Consider the following 24,079-nt stretch of genomic DNA (forward strand, 5'->3'; position numbering starts at 1 on the left):
ACTGATCGGCATTAGAGCACGGCGCTCCTCTTTTTTATTGTGCTTAAGCTATCTTGCGAATGTCTTTGCCGATGACCACTACCTCGTTAGTAATAGAGCTTAATGGTTTCGAGTTTGTATGGTGGATGAAGGTAAGGTTCGAGTTCGCTACGACGATTGTTGAGTCTCTCTAGCAGCTTGTAGGCAATAAAGTAATGGTTAATGTTGCTGACATAGCGTATCGGTTCTAGTCCGATGTATTGCCGCGTCACCACTTCCACATTGCCGAACCAAACATTGGGATCATACCCTTTTTCTTTGGCGATTCTTCTCATCTTCCTCATGTTACCCGGCCCTGCATTGTAGGCTGCGAGGCAGAAGTAAATGATGTCGTTTTCGCTGATGTTTTCATCGTTGAAGAAGTACTTCCGAAGATAATGCATGTACTTCAAACCAGCGTGAATATTGGGTTCTTTCTCGTAGATGTTGGAAATGTTGATGGCTCTATCTCTCGCCGTAGTCGGCAAGATCTGCATGATGCCCACCGCCCCTTTGTGAGAAATGACGTTTTGGTTCAATCCGGATTCTTGAAAGCCTTGAGCCAGCATCAGTAAATGGTTGAATTGATACTCCTGAGAATACGCGTAGAAGATATCTAACAATTCTTTAGAACGAACTGCATTGTCTCGGTTAAGGAACTTTCTCAACCATTTGTCGTTTTCGAGATACCTTTCATTGACCACATTGCCGAACAAAGTTCCTATCCGAACTTCCTTGATAAATTTGTTCACCGCCTCTTCTAACTGTGGCGAATCTTGTCGTATTCCCCATCCAATTTGTGCATTTTCCCTGACGGTGATTTGATTATGAAACGCCACGCCAGGAAAGATATTCCCCCACATCCCCGTCTTGTGTCGGTCGAGCACGGTGATATCGATAATGCCCGCACTGACCATTTCGAGAACCTCATAGTCTTGCATGATTTCATCAAGAAACAAGATATTAATCAGCGGTTTGTTTTGTATCGTGAAGTAGTTATTTACCTTGGTTAGGCTCTTATGGTAACTCGAGCTTTCTCTCACCCAAACATCCAATCCACTCAAATCATCCACGGTTTTAATGTCCGAGTATCTGGTGTTGGTCACAATGATTTCTGAGACGTTTTCTCTCACCGGATCGCTAAACGCAATCAGCTCTTTACGCTCATTGGTAATGGTTAGATTCGCAACTATGACGTCACCATAACCAGCAATCAATTTGGGGATGAGTTCGTTTCTTGCGACCGGAATAACCTGAATATTGATCGCCTTTTTGTTCTTCCTTAAATAGCGTTCAAATTCGTAAATAAGCTCAGAGATAATGCCTTTCGGCTTACCATTTTGGATGTAGTAAAAACCCAGATCAGCAGACACCAAAATACGAACGGCTTTCTTTTCCTTCAGGGTATCTAAATCCCCCACGTAGGGGTCAGACTTTAAAGGAGAGAGTTCCAATGCGACACTGGTATGAGAGAAAGACCAAAGACACAGGACGATGCAAAGTATTTTACCCACCATGAGCTTATCCGTTCGCCAAATCATTAATGATAATTTTAGCAATAAAAGCTCATGGGCATGTCTTAGGTCTGAGCCTGACCTTGTTCAAGAAATAAAAATAGCCCGCTTCGGGGGCGGGCTATTGGAAAGAATCTTAATTTATTTGTAGCTTGGATTAGAAGCTGTACGTCACACCAACACGGCTACGTAGCTGACGTGATGAGCTGTCATCACAAGAGCTGTTACATTGAACGTTACCGAATTCTACGTATGGACGCCAATCCCAACCTTTCTCTTTGTAGCCTAGTTTAAAGTTGTAGTCCCATTCGTACTTACCATCGCGGTTACCTAGCTTCCACTCATCGCTGAAGAAATCTTCTTTGTAGTTTGCTTCAAAACCAAATTGCCAAGCGTTCCAGTTGTAATCGATGTTACCCGTGATTTTACTCGCGTTCAGTGAATCGTGTTGTTTGCCGTCTAGACCTGTTGATGTTTTACCAGATGCGTAGTTGCGGAACTCGTGACGGTAGCGAAGCTTGGTTGTGATACCAGAATCGAATTTGTATTGAACACGAACCTGAGGTTTGTACGTTACGGCTTCGTCACCAAAGGTAATTGGCATCGATGTGGTTACACGCCAGTTGTTATCAAATTTGAAGTGGTAACCGTATTCGAATTCGCTATCACCACGTTGAAGCTCGCTTAAGTTGCCAGTGTGCTTCATCTCTACGCCGTAGTAGTGGTTACCTGTGCTGCCACCAATTTTGATACGACCTGCCCACTGCTCTGAATCGTGTTTGTATTCTTCACGGAAGTCTAGAGACGCGGCTGAAATGCTACCTGCAAAAAGGGTTGTCGCGATCGCTAAAGCAATTTGTTTTTTAGAAGTCATAGTAATGTTCCACTGTAAATAAATTGTATTTCAAAGTGGCGACGCGCATACACGCCGCCCTTTTTAGGGTTTTATTGTTTTGGGTAAAGCAATTCGATATCGCGCTGAGCCCAAACTTCTGCCAAGTTCTTCTTCACTGTGAAGCGGCTAAAGTCAGTTTCGATTGCCAGTTTCACCCACTCAGGTTTCTCCATCGCCACACCTGCTTTTAGGTAAATCGGTGTCATGCGCTCTACGCGGCGTGGATTGTCTTTCGCGGTGTATGGCCAGTCAGACGCAGGATCTTGATAAGTCGCCATTAGCTGAATACCTTGCGCTAATGAGCCACCTTTCTTGTTTTGGTAGTGCCATAGGTCGATGCCCACTTTGTCACCGATTTGAGCGATGCCGACCAATGGATCTAAGCTGAAGTAGTGGTAGTGGTATGCGCGAGTACGTTCGATTTCATGAGGCTGAGAGCCGTCTTTTTCAAACTGAGTGTCTACGCGCATCTTGCCTTTTTGAACCATCTGTTTTGCGAGAGGCTCATTACCTAAGAAGTAAGCAATACTGGCGACTTGGAAGTCATACCAAGTGCCGTGGTTGTTTGCCGCAGCAGCTTCGCCTTTCGGGCCACCTGATAGGTCGTCAACAATCAACCAATCTAGGTATTCGCCGTACCACTGTGTAATTTGCTGTTCGTCTTTATCCGTCCAAGCAGGAGAAAGCGATAGGATGGCGATTGAGTCCAGCATGCGATCGGCCAGAGTACGTGTATCAATAATGCCGCCACGACGACCTTCTGCACGACCAGGTACGCCCTGACCGTAATTCACGTTCGGGTTCATCTTAGTTTCATCATTCATGAACCAAGTACGAACGTATTCGATACCTTGTTTTGCGTATTTCTCGTCTTGGCTGAAGTAATAAGCTAATGCCAATGCGCGAACAGAACGAGTGAAGTGACCGATACGTTTAGAATCTGTTTCAGCTGTTTTCGATGCTGGGTTAGTTTTGCCATCGTGACGAACCCAAGGAAGGCCATCTTCTTTCGATTCATCCGGCCACCAGTACGGGCTGATGCTCATGTAATCGTTTTTGCTACCGCTTGGTGGCGTCATACCTTTCGCCGTTACCGTAAACGGGCCATCTTTCATCGCCAGTTCTGCTTCTTCAATAAGACGGTCGTACGCGTCTTTCATTGAATCGCTCGCTTTATCTGACTGTAAAACAGCGCGGTTTTGTTCAAGCGTTGCTTCATCAAGGAACACAAAGTCTGCAGCAAGAGTGTTAGCACTGAAAAGAATGGCGCTGAGGCAGGTTGCTAGATGTAGAGGTCGTAGGGGTTTCATTATTATCGGCCTTATATCTTGAGTTAAAATACTACAAATATAGTACCCAGCCGATGTTGAGCGTTCTGTGAATTAGATCTAATTGTATGATTTATCCACGCTATCAAACTTTGTTACAACCACCAAATTTAACATTAACTTATTGATATTAAATATATTACCGATATTTACAGCTCATTAATTGTCTTAATATTTAGGCTAAAAATGTGCTCTACCGCATATTTTTGCACCAAATGAGTTCATTTTTATTTGTCATACAATATAATCATTTCAAGTTTTTGAGACACAGAACATCAAATTGCTATTGACGCACACTTTTTCGCTCTGTCCTTTTCTACATAAAGTCCAATAACAGGTTAAGCATCGCTTGGTTATAGAGATGAAATGAGAAAGGCCGAGGCTATATAAGCAGAGGTCACTTATGTCAGGCTGAGACATAAGTGGGTAGAAGAATTAAGTAAGTAGAAGAAATAGCGAATAGAGGCAAAGTACAGCGAACAAGATGGATGCGACCAGTGAAACTTTCAACATTGAAGAATACTGTTTTGTCATCCCTACTCGCTGTTGCTCAAGTCTTGATGGTTCTAAGCAGCTTATTGTTACTTCCAACGGTTGTGGTTCTCATTGGGCTTAAATGGCTGTAGCGGTTTGTCTTTTGTAACAGACACTTATAGAGACAAATCAACAGCCTGGTTTCGCTATCAATAGGTAGCAAGCCAAGGAAAACGCTTAATTGGTTATGACTAATTGCGCTTTTAGGAGTAGTGACTTAAGTGGGAAATGTTTAATACCAATCGGCATAAGTAAAGCGCCGAGATCGATCAGACGAGGATGATGACTTGTGTCGATTGGTATAGTTGCTCCCATATCATAACAACACTTTACAGAGCCTAGCTTTGTTGAACTTTGCAATGATTGTCGAAGATCTTACAGCGTAACGTGCTTAGCAGCGATGAGAGATATACCCCTCGAGTATCTTTCAGCTACATCCAGAACCTCGTTTCACTGTTCTATTGCAATCCAACAGAGCCCTTGGCTCAGACGGTATCAATACCGTTTTTCGCCCACGCATTACAGGCATGTCGTGGGCGTTTTTTTATCTGCAATAGTCATACAAATCTGACAATACTTCACACCTTCTTACGCCGTTATAACCCTTATTAACTAAGGCTATAAACGCTATTGAACCAATCGAGTGCACGCCAAAGTCATTGATAAGTTTTCGTGATATTGACTTGGTACACCCTTCCCCTTTTGAGTGCAATGTCAATATCCGATCATGATCACTTGTATGATTATTGAAATGACCCATTCCGGATCATTCGTCACGCTTTTGAGTTATTGTACTACAAATAAGCAAACTGATAGTTAGTATTGCCTCAAGACATTAAATAACGATCAAAAGGTCTAAAGATGGAACTCAATACCCTTATTGTAGGCATCTACTTTCTATTCTTAATTGCAATAGGTTGGATGTTCAGAACGTTTACCAATACGACTAGTGACTATTTCCGAGGCGGCGGCAACATGCTTTGGTGGATGGTTGGTGCAACGGCCTTCATGACGCAGTTCTCTGCATGGACGTTTACTGGTGCTGCTGGTAAAGCTTATAACGATGGTTTCGCGGTTGCGGTTATCTTCCTAGCAAACGCATTCGGTTACTTTATGAACTTTGCGTATTTCGCACCAAAGTTCCGCCAGCTACGTGTAGTGACGGTAATTGAAGCGATTCGTATGCGTTTCGGCACCACGAACGAACAAGTCTTTACTTGGTCTTCAATGCCAAACAGTGTGGTATCTGCTGGTGTTTGGTTGAATGCACTGGCGATCATCGCTTCTGGTATTTTCGGCTTTGATATGACAGCAACCATCTGGATTACTGGTTTGGTGGTACTGATGATGTCAGTAACGGGTGGCTCTTGGGCAGTTATCGCGTCTGACTTCATGCAGATGGTGATCATCATGGCGGTAACAGTAACTTGTGCAGTTGTTGCGATTGTTCAAGGCGGCGGCATTACTGAAGTCATCAGTAACTTCCCTGTCGCAGAAGGCGGTTCTTTCGTCTCTGGTAACAACCTGAACTACCTAAGCATCTTTAGCATTTGGGCGTTCTTCATCTTTGTTAAGCAGTTCTCTATTACCAACAACATGTTGAACTCTTACCGCTACCTTGCAGCAAAAGACTCGAAAAACGCGAAGAAAGCAGCATTGCTAGCGTGTGTTCTAATGCTAGGCGGTGTATTCATTTGGTTCATGCCTTCTTGGTACATCGCGGGTCAAGGCGTAGACCTATCAGCCGCTTACCCAGATGCAGGCAGCAAAGCAGGCGACTTCGCTTACCTTTACTTCGTACAAGAGTACATGCCAGCGGGTATGGTTGGCCTTCTCGTAGCAGCAATGTTTGCCGCGACCATGTCTTCAATGGACTCAGGTCTAAACCGCAACTCTGGTATCTTCGTTAAGAACTTCTACGAACCAGTGATTCGCCGTGGCCAAGCATCAGAGAAAGAGTTGGTAACGGTATCAAAAATTACCTCAACGGTATTTGGTATTGCCATCATCCTGGTTGCGCAGTTCATCAACTCACTAAAAGGCCTGAGCCTGTTCGACACCATGATGTACGTTGGTGCCTTGATCGGCTTCCCAATGACCATCCCTGCATTCCTAGGCTTCTTTATTAAGAAAACGCCAGACTGGGCTGGTTGGGGCACGCTGATTGTCGGTGGTCTTGTCTCTTACGTTGTTGGTTTCGTTATCACTGCTGACATGGTTTCTTCAGCATTTGGTCTTGAACAGCTTACTGGCCGTGAATGGTCAGACGTTAAAGTCGCGATTGGTCTAGTTGGCCACATTACGCTAACGGGTGGCTTCTTCGTTCTATCAACGCTGTTCTACAAGCCTCTAAGTGAGAAACGTCAGGCAGACGTAGATAAGTTCTTCGACAACCTATCAACACCACTTGTTGCTGAATCTACAGAGCAGAAAATTCTAGATAACAAGCAACGTCAAATGCTTGGCAAGCTCATCGCAGTCGCTGGTGTAGGCGTAATGCTGATGGCGCTACTGCCAAACCCAATGTGGGGACGCTTAGTCTTCATCTTGTGTGGTGCCATTGTTGGTGGCGTTGGTCTACTACTTGTTAAAGCGGTTGACGACAACGGTACTCAAACCCAACAAGCGGTAACCGAAAGCTAAATCTACCTTATGAAGCGGTTGTACACAGCCGCTTCATTCTTCCCTTATCACTCAGGTCTATTTGTTTACTTTTTTGTTAAGTCCGTTGCGGTTGAGACATTAAATAACCAGCGAATTTAACAAAGAAATAATCATACAAAATAAGCAAAATGTATAACCAAAGTTTCTTGTTGAAACGATAATCGGATGTAATTAACGGGGTTCCATACTGACAAAACTCATCATAAGTTATTGAATAATCGATTTTAAGTTCACAACCATCAGTTCATGTAGATAGAAGTAGAAGAATGTACTGGGTCAAGCAGATTTCCAGTATTAATCACTCCATCACACAATTGAATTATTGTAGTACAAATAAATAATCGAACGGATAATATATCTAGCAGAAATCAATGACTATGAGAAGGTCGAAAAATGGAACTCAATACCCTGATTGTTGGCATCTATTTCCTATTCCTCATTGCAATAGGCTGGATGTTTAGAACATTTACAAGCACCACCAGTGACTACTTCCGCGGGGGCGGCAACATGCTGTGGTGGATGGTAGGCGCAACGGCGTTTATGACCCAGTTCAGTGCTTGGACATTTACTGGTGCGGCCGGTAAAGCGTACACCGATGGCTTCGCTGTAGCGACTATCTTCTTAGCGAATGCGTTCGGTTACTTGATGAACTACCTGTACTTCGCACCGAAATTCCGCCAGCTGCGCGTTATCACGCCGATTGATGCGATTCGCATGCGCTTTGGTCGCTTTAACGAGCAAGTGTTCACTTGGTCTGGCATGCCAAGCAGCGTGATTTCTGCGGGTATCTGGTTGAATGGTTTGGCGATCATCGCATCGGGCATTTTCGGCTTCGATATGACAACCACCATTTGGATCACGGGTTTAGTGGTACTGATGATGTCCGTAACGGGCGGCTCTTGGGCGGTTATCGCATCTGACTTTATGCAGATGGTCATCATCATGGCAGTAACAGTGACGTGTGCTGTGGTTGCGGTAGTAAAAGGCGGCGGTATTACAGAAATCATTGCGAACTTCCCTGTTCAAGAAAACGGGTCCTTCGTAACCGGTAACAACCTGAACTACCTCAGTATTTTTGGTATCTGGGCAGTGTTCATTTTCTTAAAGCAGTTCTCTATCAACAACAACATGTTGAACTGTCACCGTTACCTAGCGGCGAAAGACTCTAAGAACGCGAAGAAAGCTGCACTACTTGCGTGTGTACTAATGACAGTGGGCGTATTGATTTGGTTTACCCCTTCTTGGTTCATTGCAAGCCAAGGTGTTGACCTATCAGCGCATTACCCAGAAGCAGGCTCAAAAGCGGGTGATTTTGCTTACTTGTACTTTGTTGAGCAATACATGCCAGCGGGCATGGTTGGTCTGCTGATTTCAGCGATGTTTGCAGCGACGATGTCATCAATGGACTCAGGTTTGAACCGTAACTCAGGCATCTTCGTGATGAACTTCTACTTGCCGATTCTGCGCCCGAACGCGACAGAAAAAGAGTTGATGATCGTATCGAAAATCACCTCTACCTTCTTCGGCATCGCGATCATCTTGATTGCTCTGTTCATCAACTCGCTAAAAGGTCTGAGCCTGTTCGACACCATGATGTACGTTGGCGCGTTGATTGGTTTCCCAATGACGATTCCTGCGTTCTGTGGCTTCTTCATCAAGAGAACACCGGACTGGGCTGGCTGGGGCACATTGGTGGTAGGTGGCATCGTGTCTTACACGGTTGGTTTTGTCATCACACCGGAAATGATTCAAAACTGGTTTGATCTTCAGCCTCTAACAGGCCGTGAATGGTCAGATCTAAAAGTTGCGGTTGGTTTGATTGGTCACTTGGTGTTTACCGCAGGCTTCTTTGCTCTGTCGACACTGTTCTACAAACCGCTTGAAGAGAAACGCCAACAAGACGTTGACCGCTTCTTCAATAACTTAGCAACACCGTTGGTTTCTGACTCAACGGAACAGAAAAAACTGGATAACAAACAACGCCAAATGTTGGGTTCGTTGATTGCCGTGTCTGGTGTGGGTGTGATGGCGATGCTCTTACTGCCTAACCCATTCTGGGGACGCATGATTTTCGTGTTCTGTGGTGTGATTGTTCTTGGCGTCGGCGTGGCGCTGATGAGAGCAGTCGATGGCAACGCAGAGCGCGCTTCTGAGGGGGCTCCGATAACGGAGAACTCATAACGAGAAACAAGCGGTTGAGTATTCAACCGCTTTTTGTGCTTCTACAAAGAGATACATTATGAAAAAAACAATGCTTGCTGGCGTGGTTGCCGCGTCCATTTCTGCCCTAACCCTAGTAGGTTGTAACACTTCACCTTCTCAAACGACGGAAGCTGCGGCTCCCGCTGTTGTTGAAACCGCAGTGAATGACATCACTCGCGATTACTTGCTTGCTACGGATCGCTTAAACGCAGTGGATGGCAGCGCACTTGAAGCGCAATCAGCAGACGCTGTGCAAGCATTGAAACAACAAATGGAGAATGCCGGAGACGGTACAACAATTACGATTCCTGCGGGTAAATACGCAGATCTTGATATCGTCACGGTAAAAGCCAACGACATTACCATCAAGGCGGAGCAACCTGGCAGCGTTTGGCTAACGGGTTTGGCTCAGCTTCGCCTTGAAGGTAACAACATCACTGTCGACGGTTTGGTGTTTACCGAAGGCGGCCCTGCTGAACGTTTCGGCGGCGTGCGTATGATGGGTAACAACAACACTTTGCAAAACTCTACGTTCTACTACTTCAACCACGCTTACGAATACCAACCGGACGAACGTCGCTCGGAATACCCGAAATACTTGTGGGTTTCGCTTTGGGGTAAAGATGGCAAAGTGATCAATAACCGTTTTGAAGGTAAGCAAAAGCGCGGCACGTTAATTGGCGTACAAAAAGACGACACCCCAGATAACCACCTTATTGCTAACAACATTTTCTTGGACCAGAAACCAAACCAGTTCAATGAATTCGATATCAAAGAAGCGATTCGCTACAACGGCAACAGCTGGGAAGCGATTCGAATTGGTGACTCTAAATCTTCTCAATGGGCATCAAACTCTAAGTTCACCAACAACCTGATGATTGATATGGATGGTGAGCGTGAGCTGATTTCGATTAAGTCAGGCGGCAATGAAATCTCTGGCAATACTATCTTTGAAAGTGCCTCTCTGATTTCTCTTCGTCACGGTAAAGCGAACGTGGTGAAAGACAACGTGATTCTAGGTAACGAAAAACTGCTGACTGGCGGTATGCGTATTTACGATGAAGACCACGTGATTGAGAACAACTACATCACTGGCACGCGCGGCCGTGATGGCAAAATTGAAGGTAATGCGGATCTGCGCGGCGGCATCGTGATCAATACCGGCATCATTGATGTAGCAAACGGCGAGCAACTAGACCAAGCAGTGAAAGGCAAAGAGCTCAACAAACAATGGACACCAAAGAACATCACCATTCGTAACAACACCCTTGTGGATACGGAATGGGGCATTGTCTACGGCAACCAAACGCACCGTGTGAGCCTGTTCAACAACAGTGAAGTGAAGAACATTTTCGCTGGCGTGGACGTTCACTTCGACAGCAACGTGGTTGATAACCACCAGCAAGAGCAATTCGTCAGCGTACGCGCAACAGAAGAGTTGCCGCTGGTGAATCCTACCTACAACAACGAAGTTTACGTCGGCACGGTGACTAACGCAGAACAAATCGCTTCTTACTCGGTAGAACTACCAAAAAGCGAACAAATGAAAGGCTTTACTCAATACCAAGGCGTTGGTGCAGATACGAGCAAGCTGTCTGTCGTAACGGCGGAAACAGCGGGGCCTGATTATCTCCTTTCAAACGCTCAAAAGTAATTCTGCTTTAGAGTTTGCTTCCAGTCTGGTGATACAAGCCAGACTGGTTTTCCTCTCCTTTCACCAGTAACCCCACAATAACAGAAGAAAATTTCACCACCCTACTGTCTCCCAAGATTGAGTTGTGGTTTAATTGTATGACAATTATAAAACTCTTTTCTTTTGCTGCGGATACACTCATGGATGCTGTTTTACATCAGTTGCAATTCTCGTTGTCGATCACTGGCCCCATCTGCTTAATGCTTGTCTTGGGCGTTATCTTCAAACGCATTGGGCTTATCAACGACAACTTTATCGAAGTCGGTTCTAAACTGGTGTTTCAGGTCACGCTACCTGCGATGTTGTTCTTGAGTATCGTCGTCTCCGAGCATGATTTCTCTGCGGCTAGCGGCTTCGTCAATTACGGCATTGTTGCCAGCATCGCGTTTTTCATCTTCACTTTTATCTCCGTCAAACTGTTCTTCAAATCTTCACCCGACCAAGGCGTTTTAATCCAAGGTGGCTTTCGTGCCAATACGGGCATCATCGGCATTGCGTATGTGGCGAATGCTTACGGTTCACAAGGTGTCGCTCTGGCCGCCCTTTATGTTGCGGTGACCACCTTTATCTATAACGTGCAAGCGGTGATTTGTTTGTCTCCAAAAGGGGCAACGTCTGGATCTCAAGCGGCCAAAATGATGGTAAGAACCTTAACGCGCAACCCTCTGATCATCGCAATTGTCTCTGGCATGGTGTTCTACCTTCTGTCGATTCCGGTTCCGGATGTGGCGATTGATGCCGGTAACTATCTATCGAAGATGACGCTTCCCCTCGCCCTTTTGTGTACCGGAGGCTCACTCGATTTAAGTTTGATGAAGAAAGAGAAAGGACCGTCTTGGTTTGCCAGCAGCTACAAACTGATCGTTGCCCCTATCGTGATTACCACAGGTGCGTATTTAGTCGGCTTTAGAGGGATTGAGCTTGGCATTCTGTTCTTTATGAACGCCTCTCCTGTGGCGGCAGCAAGTTATGTGATGGCACGCTCGATGGGAGGAAACTCCGTCTTAGCAGCGAACATCATTGCTTTGACAACTGTGCTTTCAACAGTGACTTGTACCGTGGGGATTGTGATTTTAAAAGCGTATGGCTTGATTTAGAACGGCGATTCTCAATTGGAAAATCGCCGATGAGGGAAAGGATATCAACAAGCGATGCAGGCAAAGCTATGCGATGGCACTGAGCAGTTTGTTACGCATGATGTTTTCTTGGATTTCTGAATCGTGCAAGTTGCAGGTTGAGCACTTCTCTTTGCCTTCAATTTTGTATTTCAGACAGCACGTTTCTCGTCTCACGTAGAGCTTTTGAAAACCATTAAAGGTCACCTTTTTCACCGCGTTTAACTCACCGCCTTTTGGTGTTACCGCGTTAAATAGGTTTTGCTGCCACTTTGATGCTGCTTGCACGTCTAAATCTAACCTGTCATTGGCCAATGGTTGATGCGCAAGTTTAGAGAACGCCAAATCACATGCGTACAAGGCATTCCCCCAAAACACTTTCGGGCTAACTTTCTGTTTTTTGTACAACGACACCAATGGCTCCGAGAGCGTCGTAATGACTTGCGCGAGTTTCTCATCTAAGGCCAGTTCCGATTCCACTTGCATCGCATATTCATTGCCAGCCTCGAGAGCAAAGAAAGGCGTTGCACTCGACACTTCAATGCTTGCTACGCGATGGTCTTCACCAATCGTCAGATACAGATCATCGAGTGTTAACTGCAACACACGATCAAACACTACACGGTGACCTACAAGCGACGTGAGCAAAATAGCGTTGAACACTTTCTGCCAGATAGGCACGGCAAATGGCAGCTTTGCCTCAATAGAATCCGCGTAATCTTGCACAACAACAGGAAAATCACGCTCAAACCATTCACTGGCTTTAATGCCTGTCGGCTGTTCAACAAAACGTAAGCGGAAGAAAGGTTCGTGTCGATTCAAGATGGCTTGCTGCTCGGTGATACTCAGCGCTTTAACATTCTCAGGCAAAGCCACCAAAGTACGAAACTGATTAAACAGGTTTTCCATTAACGCACTTCCTCACGAACATAAGCTTTTGGTAAACAGTAAACGTAGCCATCAATGACTTCCATTTTTCCTTCGACTTTAAAAACCGATTCAAGGGTCGATTCAGTGAGCACATCCAAAGGCGCTCCCTGTTTTAAGATCTGACCTTTTTTCATTAGTACCAGTTCATCGCAGAACTGTGCAGCTTGGCTCAGCTCATGGAGAACATAAATGATGGTTAAGTTGCGTTCCTTGTTCAACTTATCGAGCACTTCAAGCAACTCGAGTTGGTGACCTAAATCGAGATAACTGGTTGGTTCATCCAGCAATAACCACTGCGCTTCTTGCGCCAAACACATCGCCAGCCAAACGCGCTGACGCTCACCCCCCGACAACGTACTCACTACACGCTTTTCGTAACCAGCCAACCCGACAGAAGCAAGCGATTCAGTAATCACTTCTTGGTCACGCTCACTGTTGCCCTGATACCACTTGCGATGAGCAACACGACCAAGCGCAACAAGCTGCTCGACCAATACACCTTCTGGCGCCGTAGGATGTTGAGGCAGAATCGCAATGTGCTTAGCGAGATCTTTAAGCCTCCATTGATTAAGCGCTTTGCCTTTAAAAGTCACGTCGCCTTTTTTCGCTTTTATCGCACCGGTTAAGGTCTTCATCAACGTACTTTTACCGCACCCATTTGGGCCAATGAACGCCGTCACCTTACCTTCTTGAAGACGGATGTTCACATCGTTCAAGATCATCGTATCGTTGTAGCCTGAAGTGAGCGATTGCCCTTCAAGCCCTTTTGAAGATAGGGTCATTATGAGTGTTTCCTTAACAAGAAGAGGAAAAATGGCACACCAAGCAGTGCGGTAATCACGCCCGCTGGAATTTCGGTTGGGAACAGTAAGTGTTTGGCTAAAACATCTGAAAGTGCGAGGAAGCCAGCGCCAAAAATCAAAGTCGTGAACATGGTTCGCAAAGGATCATTCGCACTGAGCAAACGTGCAATGTGCGGAATCACCAATCCCACAAAACCAATCGGCCCAACCGCTGAAACGGCAGGCGCAGTAATAAATACCGTACCTAACAGAATCCCCAAGCGCAGCAAAGCACCGTTGATACCAATCCCACGCAAAATCGCGTCATCGTAGCGTACCCATTTTAGTGGTAAATACACCAAAGCAATGAACGCTAAACAGGCCAAGAACCAAGGCAGAAGATAACTTACTTGCTCCCAACCTCGTCCATACATACCCCCCGCCATCCATTGCAATGCGATATCGGTTTTACCCTGACCAATAGTGAAGATCAGCGCCGAACTCAACGCACCAAGAATCGCCGTGATCGCTACACCTGTGAGTAGAGTGAGACTGGTATTTCCGATTCGGCTAACGATCAAAACAGGAATCGCACTGAGCAAACCACCCGCCATTGAAAACAGCAGCAACGCGCTTTCTGTGGTGATATTCCAATTAAACCAAGCGGGCAACAAAATCGCACAAACAGCACCAAGAGAAGCTCCAGCGTTCACACCTAAAATACCGCTGTCTGCCAACGGGTTTTTAAGGGTGGTTTGCAGCAATAAGCCTGATACTGCCAGCATCATACCCGCCATTATCGCCAGCAAAAATCTTGGTAACGTTAGCGACCAAAATGGGTGGTAAGTACCGCGAGTAATAAACAGCTCGCCTGCTTGTCTAAGCTCTGGGTTAGAAGCGATAAACAGTGCAGGAGCGAACACCAGCAATGCCAAGCAAGGGAATAAGAAACGCGTTTTCATTAATTCCCTCTCAGCTTACGAACAATCAACATAAGAAACCAAGGCGCACCTAAAGTCGCAGTAATGACGCCAATAGGAATTTCCAACGGCATAAGCAGGGTTCGAGAAAGGAGGTCCGCTGCGGTGACAAGTGCCGCACCAATCACAGCTGCACCGCCAAGCCCCAATCCCATCATGCGTGCGAGATGAGGGGCAACAAGGCCAACAAAACCAACAGGACCAAATGCACCAACCGCAACCGCAGTAAGCACGACAGAGATAAAACCAAACGCCAATCTATAACGGTTGATCGCGATACCTAGACCACGAGCAACCGTGTCATCCAGCAGTAAGTAACCACGCTGTCTATGCGTCACCGCAAGCAAGATAAACGCAGGAATGACGGTATAAACAAGCGGCGTAAACACCGACCAATTCGCGCCTGCGTTACTGCCCGTTAACCAGAAAAACAGTGACTCACTGTCTACGCGATCCGACAACAGAATGTAGGTCACCGCTGCTTGGCAAAACGCACTTACAGAAATGCCAGCTAACGCCAAACGCGCTGGTGTGACGCCCTGTTTCCAACTAATGGATAAGGTAATGGCACCGCCAAGCAATCCACCCACAATCCCCCAAAACAAAGTTGGCAATGGCAGCAAAAACATGGTCGCCGTTAACACGCTAAGTGCTGCACCAGACATAACACCGGTCAGATTTGGAGATGCCAATGGGTTACGAACGATGTCTTGCATGAGTGAGCCAGATACCGCCAACGCAGCCCCGCCAAAGAGTGCGATCAAGGTACGAGGTAAACGCAGTTCCCAAAACACCAACGCTGCTTGGCTGCTTGAATCAGAAATCAAAAACGCCATGATTTGCTGTGCATCGAAATGGTAAATACCACTCGACAAAGACGCATAAACCACTGTTAGCAGCAAAGCCGTCGCCAAACTGCGAACCATCACCGCACTTGGTTTGGTTATCCTAAGAGCATGAGCCATTGATCACCTCACAAACTCGTTCAACAGAAGGCGCAGGGAAAAGATCGGGATACACTTTGTGGGCGATATCCATCGCCACCCAAATTCGTGAAAGTGGCCCTTCTGGCTCTCGCCATGTCATATCAACCAAGTAAACTCGATTGTTCTTCACCGCTTTTAGGCTTTGCCAAATTTTCGATTCGGTAAATTGTGGCTCGGCGTTCTGGTACATAAAAATCACATCGGGATCGAGTTTTACCAACCACTCAAGACCCACTTGCCCAGAAAAAGGCGTTTTCGTCGCGTACGGCGAGTCACCATTCGCACTTCGGATATTCAATTTTTCCATAAGAGCAACGGACATAAAGTGTGAGTAGTATGCTCGCGGAGTGACGCCTGCACTTGTCAGAAATAAACCAGAAAACTGCCTATTACCGAGCTTTGATTGCATTTCATCAAGAAAAGTCTGAAAACACATATTTAGTGATTTCCCTTGCTCTTCTCGACCCATTGCCATGCTTGCACGCTCTACCGCAGAAAAACTGTCTTCTAAAGTAATCAAATCAAAACCGAGAGGCGGTGCGATTTCAACAAAGCGCTGATAGTAAGGCTCTAACATTCGCCCCAAACCAACGACCAAATCTGGCTTCACATCGTACAAAGCTTCAAAGCTAGTTCTTGAACGATTACCAAGACTTGGCACGTCATTTAAAGCAGAAAGATAAGGGGGAAATCCACCAGGATAATCGGACACACCAACAGGCTTCTCACCCATTGCTATTACTAGCTCTGCACCAAAAGTAGATACGCTTGCAACACGCGGGAAATGGGTCACATCCGACGTCGAAATAGTATGGTCTAGATCATCGACAACGGATGCGTTTAATCCACTTGCATAAGCAAGCTGAATAGACAGCATTTGGCTAATTATTGAAATGATAACGACTGCAGTAAAATTGCTCATTAAATGACAAATGATAATTATTGATATTTACATTACTTCTTTGCGTGCTAGACTACCACGCAATTACAAAGTGCTCAATAATCGCTAGCTAAATCGATTTATTAACAAGTTTATAAAAGACAACTTTTAGTTGCAGGAAGTTATGAAACTCAAACTATCTAAGCTAAATATTGCAGTGGTAAGTGCAATTACTCTTTCATCTTTCGGCGTTTCAGCAGAAAGTAACGACGAAGTCCAAGCAATGGAAACAATGGTTGTTACCGCAAGCCGTTCTCAACAGCTGCTTAACGACGTTCCTCGCTCTGTGACCGTTATCGATCAAGAACAACTTCAGTCTCAGTTAAACCAAAGCCGCAGCATCAACGATGTGCTTTCAACGTTGGTTCCGGGTATGGGCACTTCTGTTCACGGTAACCTGAGCAGCAAAGGTCAAAACCAAATCCGTGGTCGTCGCGTTCTACTATTGATTGACGGCGTTGCACAAAACAACAGCTTCCTAGACTTCGGCCAAGAGTTGTCGGCCATTGATCCGCAAAACGTTGAGCGTATCGAAGTTATCCGTGGTGGTTCTGCGGTTTACGGCCTTGGCGCACAGGGCGGTATCATCAACGTGATCACCAAAATGCCAGAAGAAGGCGCAGTAGAATATCGCACTAAAGTTGGCACAAGCTTCCAAGAGTTTGGTAGCGATGCGTTCACTTGGAACGTTTACCAAGAAGCGACAGGCGGTGATGAGAAAGATCAATGGCGTTTAGGCCTTGGTTACGAGCAACGTGGCGGCAGCTACGATGCTAACGGTGACCGCCTACCTTCGGTAAACAACGAAGATGACATGGACAACCTAAACGTAAACGGCGTTTGGAACCGTAACATCGACGAAGATCGTTCACTGACTTTGACTGTTGGCGTTCGTAACATTACTGACAACGACGGCTGGTGTGCAGCAAATGGCGATGCAGCTAACGGCAAACGTGCAGAAGCGGTTCACTGTGGCCCAGGTTACAACAACGGCGTTGCAGGCAAAGATGGCGCGAAACCAAATGACGTGACACGTACGTTCGCTAACTACCAAGCACGTTACCAAGATCTGGGCTTTAGCTTAGGTATGCTCGATGTAACGGGTTACTGGATGGCTCAAGATACTGAGACGTTCACGCTTGCGATGAAAGACAAGAACCCAAATTCTCCAACCTTTGGTCAAACGCTATATGGCCACAACGAGACAGATTTTGATCGTTTCGGCGTGAAAGCCAACATCTCTAGCCAAATTGATTGGGCTTTCGTGACTTGGGGTATGGACGTTGAACAACAGTCGTTCAAACAGCCAAACAGCGTCGGTTTCTACAACAACACACCGGATGTAGAGCAGTTTGCTATCGCACCATTCGCACAGTTCATCACTGACGTAAGCGATAACACGGTTCTTTCTTACGGTATCCGTTACGAGTACGTACGTCTAAGCGTGGATGATTTCACGGTAGGTAACACGCACAACAATGCAGGTGATCAAGTTCAAGGCGGTGATCCGTACTTTGACGAGTTCCTATTCAACATTGGTGTGACACACGATCTGACCGACAACCACCAGCTGTTTGCATCTTTCGCGCAAGGTATGTCAACGAACGAAGCACTACGTGACATTCGTTCTGGTAACAGCTCAACAGTTGAAGGTGCTATCAAGCCAATTACTACTGACAACTACGAAGTGGGTGTGCGCGGCTTCCTTGGTGAAGCGGACTACTCTCTTGCAGCGTTCTACAGCGAATCTGACCTAGGTTCGACGCTGAACGTAAACGAAGCAGGCGATGCGCTAGAAAGTACTCGTGCACCAGAGAAAGTTTGGGGTGCGGAAGCAACGCTTGGTTACAGCATTCTTGCTAACCTTCGTACAGACAGCACGATCTCTTGGCAAGAAGGTGAGCGTAAACTTAACGAAGACAGCGGCTGGGAACCACTAGACGGCACGCGTATCGCACCATTGAAAGTAACGTCTGTTATCAGTTACGACGCTTACGAATTCGGTCGCTACAACATGACGCTGGTTTACTCAGGCAACCGTGATAAAGAAGATGAAATCACTTCTGGCGCGAAATACGCAGTAGACAGCTACTTCGTTGCAAACGCTGGTGTGGACTACGATCTTCCGTTCGGTACGTTAAGCTTCGCTGTAGAAAACCTATTCAACGAAGACTACATGACGGCGTACGCGCAATCAGAGCGTAACAACTCACGTTACTACAACGCACCGGGTCGCCGCTTCCACTTGAACTACGAAGTGAAGTACTAATCCCTCACCTCGTTAAGATATGAAAAAGCCGAACAGTGATACGCTGTTCGGCTTTTTTGTTTTTGTCTCTGAACAAATCTCAGAAAAACTATTGATTTATTGATTCGGCAATCCGTTGAGAAACTCTTGGAAGCTCGGCGCTTGTACGCGGCTCAGTACCTTTCTCATGTCTTCAATCAAACTATCGTCAGACCAATCAACGCGAATATCAATCGGCGCTTGCGTGTAGCTTTCAATACGAAGCGAAGCGGAATACGTACCGCGCTTATCGCCACCCGCTTCCAACGCGGCTTCCAGTGCAGTTATGAGCACTTCCGCTAACCTTGCTTCGTAGTTATCACGATATTGAGGTTTGTCCCCTGCTCTCACTTGATCGGCATTCAGCATTGTCTGAGCCATAAATGAATCCGCAAATGCTTCAATAACCGCATCACTTTCTAACATGTTGCCAGCAACGGCGAGATCTTGAAAAGCAAGAGAGCCCACGTGCGCGATGTTCTCTTCACCATTGATAAACGCCGCGTGGCCATGTTTATCCATTACCATGCATTGGCGCTTAGCAAATTCAGCATCGCCCTCTTTCAAACGCTCAACCACATCATGGCAACAAAGCCCTTGCGATAACCATCGCTTGGCGTTGTCGGCATACCAAGGGTTGGTAAACAGCCCCTGAGTGGCACACGCGCCAATCCCACGCCAACTGTGGTTTACGTAGCCACCGACGGCAACGCCGCCAGTCGCTGTAATGGAAGCCGATAACCCTGTTTCTGGGTTAACGTGTATAAGTGAAATCGTCATAGATTCTCAATATAAAAGGCGTTAGTAACCAACCATTTGTCCAACAAACAGAGCTACCCAACATAGAACATAAACGAACGCCATGAATGGCATGATGGCTTTGAGCCACTGCTCGTAAGACACGCGACCAAGTGCCAACATTGCTAGCGTACCACCAGAAGTCGGTACGATAAGGTTGGTCAGACCGTCACCCACTTGGAATGCGGTGATCATCAGCTGACGGCTCATGCCAGTGAGATCTGCCACAGGAATTAGGATTGGCATAGTAACCATTGCCTGACCAGAGCCCGATGGTACGAATAGGTTGATCACACCTTGCACCACACTCGCAACAATCGCAGAGATAGCAATCGGCATATCTTGAATAAGTGAGCTTAGCGCGTTAACGATGGTATCGATGATTTGCGCTTGGTCGAGGATGATTTGAATCGATGCCGCAACACCAATGACCAATGCGCCTGCGGTTACACCCGACGCACCTTCCATCATCTGCTTCACAATGCCATTGGCGCTTAAACCGTTGACTGCGCCGATCACAATCGCCATCAATAAGAACAGGCCTGCGATCTCGTTGATGTACCAACCATTGGCAAATACGCCGTAAAGCATCACACCAAGACCGGCTAGGAATACGCCCAGCGTCAGTTTGTCTTTCTTCTCTAGGTGGTATTCCGATAAATCTTTACTTAAGCCTTCTGCTGAATCTGGCTCTTTAAACTCCATCTTCGCTACACGAGTACAGATGTAGTAAGACAGCAGTGCAAGAGAGGAAATCACCATCGCCGCACGCAGCCAAGCGCCCGAGAAAGTTGGCAGTTCAGCAATACCTTGAGCCACACCGACGGTATAAGGGTTGATTGGTGACAGTGCAAAGCCCACACCGATACCGCCCACCGCCATTACCGTACCGACAAGGCTGGAGTAACCAACCGCTGCAGAAATCAGAACTGCAACCGGAACAAGCGCGATGTTGTTCTCAAAGCCTACCGCCACGCCAAAGAAGCCGTAGATAAAGGTGCCGATGGTGATGATCAGATTACGGTTCTTCACACCCGCTTTGTTTACCGCCACACCAATTGCGTTCTCTAATGCTCCGGTGCGTTGCAAGATGTGGAACAAACCACCTGCAATAAATACGATGAACAAGTAAGGCACCGCACTGATCAAACCTTTCGGAATCGCGACAAAAATATCAAAGAAATGCACCGCTGGAACGTCATTCAGATAGGCAAATGAGTTCGGCACAACCGTGGTTCGGCCATCGACAACAACGCGTGAGAATTCCCCCGCAGGCACAACAAAGGTCAGTAAGTAAGTCGCCACTAAAATCATAAAGATCAGGACCATTGGGTCCGGCATGCTTTTGTACCAAGCCTTTTTCTCTGTCGTCTCCATCTTCTTTGTCATATCCATAACAAAATCTCTCCTTAGTATAGGAATGAAAGCTCACTCGTTTGAACAATCACGTTTGCAAGCAAAAACCAACGCTTGGTTTTAAAAGTAAAAAAGAGGATGAATCCCCACCCTCTCTTGTTTTATTCGCGTGTTATTGATGCTTCATCAGCATGCAGAAATGGTTCAGCACTTCGACTGCGGCCATCAGATCTTTTTGTAGAATCGCTTCATCTGGATGATGGCTAACCCCATCCGTACAGCGCATAAATAGCATCGCAATGTCCGTTAATTCACACACCGCAAGGCCATCATGCCCTGCACCACTGAATAGGTGCTTAGCTTCAATATTGGATAGCGAGATCGCCTGAGTCAGTGCCGAAGAAAGCGAATCAGAACAAGTGACCGCCGCTTGCTCGTAAGTCTGTTCGTGGCGATACGCAAGATTGTACTGCGTCATTAAGGTTTCGATGTTTGCCAACATTTCTTGTCGTGCGGCAATACGGGAAGCATCATTTGGTGAGCGCAGTTCGATAGTGATGTCCGTTTGCTGAGGAATCACATTCACACCGTTCGGGAAGTTAGCTATTTTGCCAACCACACCCACAAGGTCGTCTTCACGCTTACACAGTTGGTCAAACATATGGATGACCTGCGCAGCCCCAACTAACGCATCTTGACGCATGTCCATTGGCACTGTACCCGCGTGGCCTGCTTTCCCTAGAACCGACAAAGTATGGCGCTCAATACCGGTGATGGCCGTAACCACACCCACAGGCAAGTTCGCTTGCTCAAGTTGCGGGCCTTGCTCAATGTGCAGCTCTACAAAGCCCAACACCCTGTCTTTGTCGTAAGCATCTTGCGCAATAAGTTCTGGATGGCAACCGAATGAAGTCAGAGCTTCACGCATCGTAATACCGTAAGCGTCGCGTGCATCCAAAACGCTCGGGTCAAACGTTCCGGCAATGGCTTTTGAACCGAGTAATGTCGATTGGAATCGCGTGCCTTCTTCATCACTGAAGGCAATCACATCGATATGGAAAGGAAATTCGAATTTCTTCTGATGGAAATAATGAACCAAAGCGATAGGTAGGATGACACCTAAAATACCATCGTATTTGCCACCATTTGGCACGGTATCTTGATGAGAACCAAAGATCAGCGTCTGCGCATTTGGGTTCGGGCTGTGGTAACGACCAATAAGGTTAGCCGCGTTATCCATGCGCACTTCCATGCCAGACAACAACATCCACTCACGTAGTTTTTCATTCGCTCTCGCGTGCTCTTCACTGGCACACAAACGCGTCACGCCTTCGCTATCTGGGTCATTGGTTTGGCTGCATTGAGCAATATCTTCCAACCATTCCCACGCTAGACTGGCCGTTTCTACAAATTTTTCCATCTTGAATCGCTCTATTTCTAACCATGTTCATTTTTAATTTATCATGATAAATATCAAATGAAAGACATTTATCATGATAAATAGACTTTTTTGTGAGTGCGATTCGATCGATAATCGGATGGTTTCATAACTAAAACCGTGTTCGTTTTTCAGAAAATGAAAGACAGAAAACAGGTGACATCCTTTGAATTTCCTTCAAAATTCAATAGATACCGCGAAATAACCCAGCGAGGAAAATGTGGCAAGCAGCGCGAAAGGACGTAGAACTCAACAACTGGCCGAATCGATCAAAACTTGGATCGTCGATCAAGCTTTGCAGCCCGGCGATCGTCTGCCGAGTGAAATCGAAGTCATGGAAACCTTTGATGCTTCCAAAAGCACGGTGCGAGAAAGCATGCGAATCCTTGAAGCACAAGGCATTCTCTCGACCAAGACGGGGCCAAAAGGTGGTGTATTTGTTAGCGAAATGAGCGAGAACAAAGCTCAGGCACTGCTAAGCAACTACCTGTTCTTCAAAGATGTTTCGATTTCTGACCTGTACCAAATCCGCTTGTCACTTGAACCAGAAATCGCTGCCTCTTTGGCAGGCACATTAACAGAGGCACAGCTTGTCACGCTCGATAAGCAAATCGATAAGTACCAAACACCACCAGAAGACGTGTATCAAGAGCGCGAACACCACATTGCATCGATTGAGTTTCACAGCCTCTTAGCCAGTTACTCTGGCAATGAGCTGCTGAAGTTTGTGGTTCGCTTTACTGCGCAGATGCTTACCGAGCTAACGATTTACCGTAAACTGTATGAACCGGGGAACCACAAGCTGTGGCAAACGGGCATGCAAAGCCAACGTTCACTGGTGGAAGCATTGCGTAAAGGTGACGCGCCAAAAGCCAAGCAAGTAATGGAACAACACATGCTGACCGCGCATCAATTGATGAAGAAGCAAGAAGCTGAAGTGGCGAACCGTTTCCTCACAGAAAGCTAATTGGCTCGCCATCGTTTGAAATGCAGAATTAAGCGTGATTGGCTAAGGTCATTTTACGCACCAAACGGAAGAATTCGTCGGATTCCTCTTCCGTCAAACAAGAAAAGAAATCTTGCTTGAGGTTGGTCATGATGCGGTGCACTTTGCGTACCGCTTCTACACCCTCTTTGGTGAGTGTCAGAATCTTTAATCTCTGATTGGTTTCGCTCTTGGAAACTTTAACAAAACCTCGTTTCTCTAGGTTATCCACCATGCGTTTTGCTACGCTTCGCTCCGTTAGAACCGCATCCGCCAATTCTTGCTGACTCATAGGTTGAAACTCTTCCAACGCCGCCAACGCACTCGCCATTTCCAACGTCATTAAGTCCTGACGCGATAGCTCTGCTTGGGCACGATTGCGGAAGGTTCGGTTCATCACGCTGCACACAAACATCGGGCTTTGATCCAACACGGATATCGGAGAAATCTTCTGATCTTTCATACTTGCCTATTCTACTTTCGGCTTTGTTTTCATTTGGATAGTACTGCGTTTACAAGAGATTCCCGACTGCGCTCCTTCGTCGCTTTCGGGAATGACGCGTTGTTGAGTGACATGCTCAATTCAATATTCCGAGCATTCTGATGAGCCTCAGAGACCCTACATCCGTCATCC

Annotated in this window: 18 protein-coding genes; 6 read left to right on the plus strand and 12 right to left on the minus strand. The window is 46.4% G+C overall.

Annotated features, from left to right (window positions below; all coding sequences use genetic code 11):
* Window positions 1–86: 86 nt before the first annotated feature.
* From H735_RS25425 to H735_RS25435, 3 genes are all read right to left on the minus strand, one after another.
* Window positions 87–1,535, minus strand: coding sequence for an MltF family protein (locus H735_RS25425; RefSeq protein ID WP_020195685.1), 1,449 nt, complete (start codon window positions 1,533–1,535; stop codon window positions 87–89).
* Window positions 1,536–1,689: 154 nt separating this feature from the next.
* Window positions 1,690–2,406: an oligogalacturonate-specific porin KdgM family protein gene (locus H735_RS25430; protein WP_020195684.1), complete on the minus strand. Its 717-nt coding sequence runs from the start codon at window positions 2,404–2,406 to the stop codon at window positions 1,690–1,692.
* Between the two features lie 71 nt (window positions 2,407–2,477).
* Window positions 2,478–3,737, minus strand: coding sequence for an alginate lyase family protein (locus tag H735_RS25435; RefSeq protein WP_020195683.1), 1,260 nt, complete (start codon window positions 3,735–3,737; stop codon window positions 2,478–2,480).
* Between the two features lie 1,413 nt (window positions 3,738–5,150).
* On the opposite strand from H735_RS25435, the gene H735_RS25440 reads away from it, so the two are divergent.
* The 4 genes from H735_RS25440 (at window position 5,151) to H735_RS25455 (ending at window position 11,945) form a co-directional block, all read left to right on the plus strand.
* Window positions 5,151–6,932, plus strand: coding sequence for a sodium:solute symporter family transporter (locus H735_RS25440; protein ID WP_020195681.1), 1,782 nt, complete (start codon window positions 5,151–5,153; stop codon window positions 6,930–6,932).
* A 414-nt stretch (window positions 6,933–7,346) separates the two neighbouring features.
* Window positions 7,347–9,134, plus strand: coding sequence for a sodium:solute symporter family transporter (locus H735_RS25445; RefSeq protein WP_020195680.1), 1,788 nt, complete (start codon window positions 7,347–7,349; stop codon window positions 9,132–9,134).
* A 58-nt stretch (window positions 9,135–9,192) separates the two neighbouring features.
* Window positions 9,193–10,809: a polysaccharide lyase 6 family protein gene (locus H735_RS25450; RefSeq protein WP_020195679.1), complete on the plus strand. Its 1,617-nt coding sequence runs from the start codon at window positions 9,193–9,195 to the stop codon at window positions 10,807–10,809.
* Between the two features lie 179 nt (window positions 10,810–10,988).
* Window positions 10,989–11,945, plus strand: a complete 957-nt coding sequence (locus H735_RS25455) for an AEC family transporter (protein ID WP_020195677.1) — start codon at window positions 10,989–10,991, stop codon at window positions 11,943–11,945.
* 66 nt (window positions 11,946–12,011) lie between these two features.
* On the opposite strand, the gene H735_RS25460 is transcribed toward H735_RS25455, so the two are convergent.
* The 5 genes from H735_RS25460 to H735_RS25480 are packed head-to-tail and all read right to left on the minus strand — an operon-like array spanning window position 12,012 to window position 16,563.
* On the minus strand, window positions 12,012–12,872 hold the full coding sequence (locus H735_RS25460) for a (2Fe-2S)-binding protein (protein ID WP_020195676.1): 861 nt from the start codon (window positions 12,870–12,872) through the stop codon (window positions 12,012–12,014).
* The gene (locus tag H735_RS25465; RefSeq protein WP_020195675.1) at window positions 12,872–13,675 is read right to left on the minus strand and encodes an ABC transporter ATP-binding protein; all 804 of its coding nucleotides are present in this window, start codon (window positions 13,673–13,675) and stop codon (window positions 12,872–12,874) included. The genes H735_RS25460 and H735_RS25465 overlap by 1 nt, the downstream gene beginning before the upstream one ends.
* On the minus strand, window positions 13,675–14,637 hold the full coding sequence (locus H735_RS25470; RefSeq protein ID WP_020195674.1) for a FecCD family ABC transporter permease: 963 nt from the start codon (window positions 14,635–14,637) through the stop codon (window positions 13,675–13,677). Before H735_RS25470 ends, H735_RS25465 begins: the two co-directional genes overlap by 1 nt.
* Entirely contained in the window at window positions 14,637–15,620 is a 984-nt protein-coding gene (locus H735_RS25475) for a FecCD family ABC transporter permease (protein ID WP_020195673.1), read from the minus strand. The genes H735_RS25470 and H735_RS25475 overlap by 1 nt, the downstream gene beginning before the upstream one ends.
* Complete coding sequence (locus tag H735_RS25480) at window positions 15,604–16,563, minus strand: ABC transporter substrate-binding protein (protein WP_020195672.1); 960 nt, start codon at window positions 16,561–16,563, stop codon at window positions 15,604–15,606. The genes H735_RS25475 and H735_RS25480 overlap by 17 nt, the downstream gene beginning before the upstream one ends.
* 142 nt (window positions 16,564–16,705) lie before the next feature.
* On the opposite strand from H735_RS25480, the gene H735_RS25485 reads away from it, so the two are divergent.
* Window positions 16,706–18,850, plus strand: a complete 2,145-nt coding sequence (locus H735_RS25485) for a TonB-dependent receptor (RefSeq protein WP_020195671.1) — start codon at window positions 16,706–16,708, stop codon at window positions 18,848–18,850.
* Window positions 18,851–18,946: 96 nt separating this feature from the next.
* Here H735_RS25485 and H735_RS25490 read toward each other — a convergent pair whose 3' ends face one another.
* The 3 genes from H735_RS25490 to H735_RS25500 form a co-directional block, all read right to left on the minus strand.
* Window positions 18,947–19,648, minus strand: coding sequence for a DUF1028 domain-containing protein (locus H735_RS25490; protein WP_020195670.1), 702 nt, complete (start codon window positions 19,646–19,648; stop codon window positions 18,947–18,949).
* Between the two features lie 21 nt (window positions 19,649–19,669).
* Complete coding sequence (locus H735_RS25495) at window positions 19,670–21,061, minus strand: YfcC family protein (RefSeq protein WP_020195669.1); 1,392 nt, start codon at window positions 21,059–21,061, stop codon at window positions 19,670–19,672.
* Window positions 21,062–21,194: 133 nt separating this feature from the next.
* Window positions 21,195–22,442, minus strand: a complete 1,248-nt coding sequence (locus H735_RS25500; protein WP_020195668.1) for a M20 family metallo-hydrolase — start codon at window positions 22,440–22,442, stop codon at window positions 21,195–21,197.
* A gap of 238 nt (window positions 22,443–22,680) precedes the next feature.
* On the opposite strand from H735_RS25500, the gene H735_RS25505 reads away from it, so the two are divergent.
* Entirely contained in the window at window positions 22,681–23,427 is a 747-nt protein-coding gene (locus H735_RS25505; RefSeq protein WP_020195667.1) for a FadR/GntR family transcriptional regulator, read from the plus strand.
* Window positions 23,428–23,455: 28 nt separating this feature from the next.
* On the opposite strand, the gene H735_RS25510 is transcribed toward H735_RS25505, so the two are convergent.
* On the minus strand, window positions 23,456–23,908 hold the full coding sequence (locus tag H735_RS25510; protein WP_005437051.1) for a MarR family winged helix-turn-helix transcriptional regulator: 453 nt from the start codon (window positions 23,906–23,908) through the stop codon (window positions 23,456–23,458).
* Between the last annotated feature and the right edge of the window lie 171 nt (window positions 23,909–24,079).

The organism is Vibrio owensii CAIM 1854 = LMG 25443 (genome assembly GCF_000817815.1).
Lineage (GTDB): Bacteria > Pseudomonadota > Gammaproteobacteria > Enterobacterales > Vibrionaceae > Vibrio > Vibrio owensii.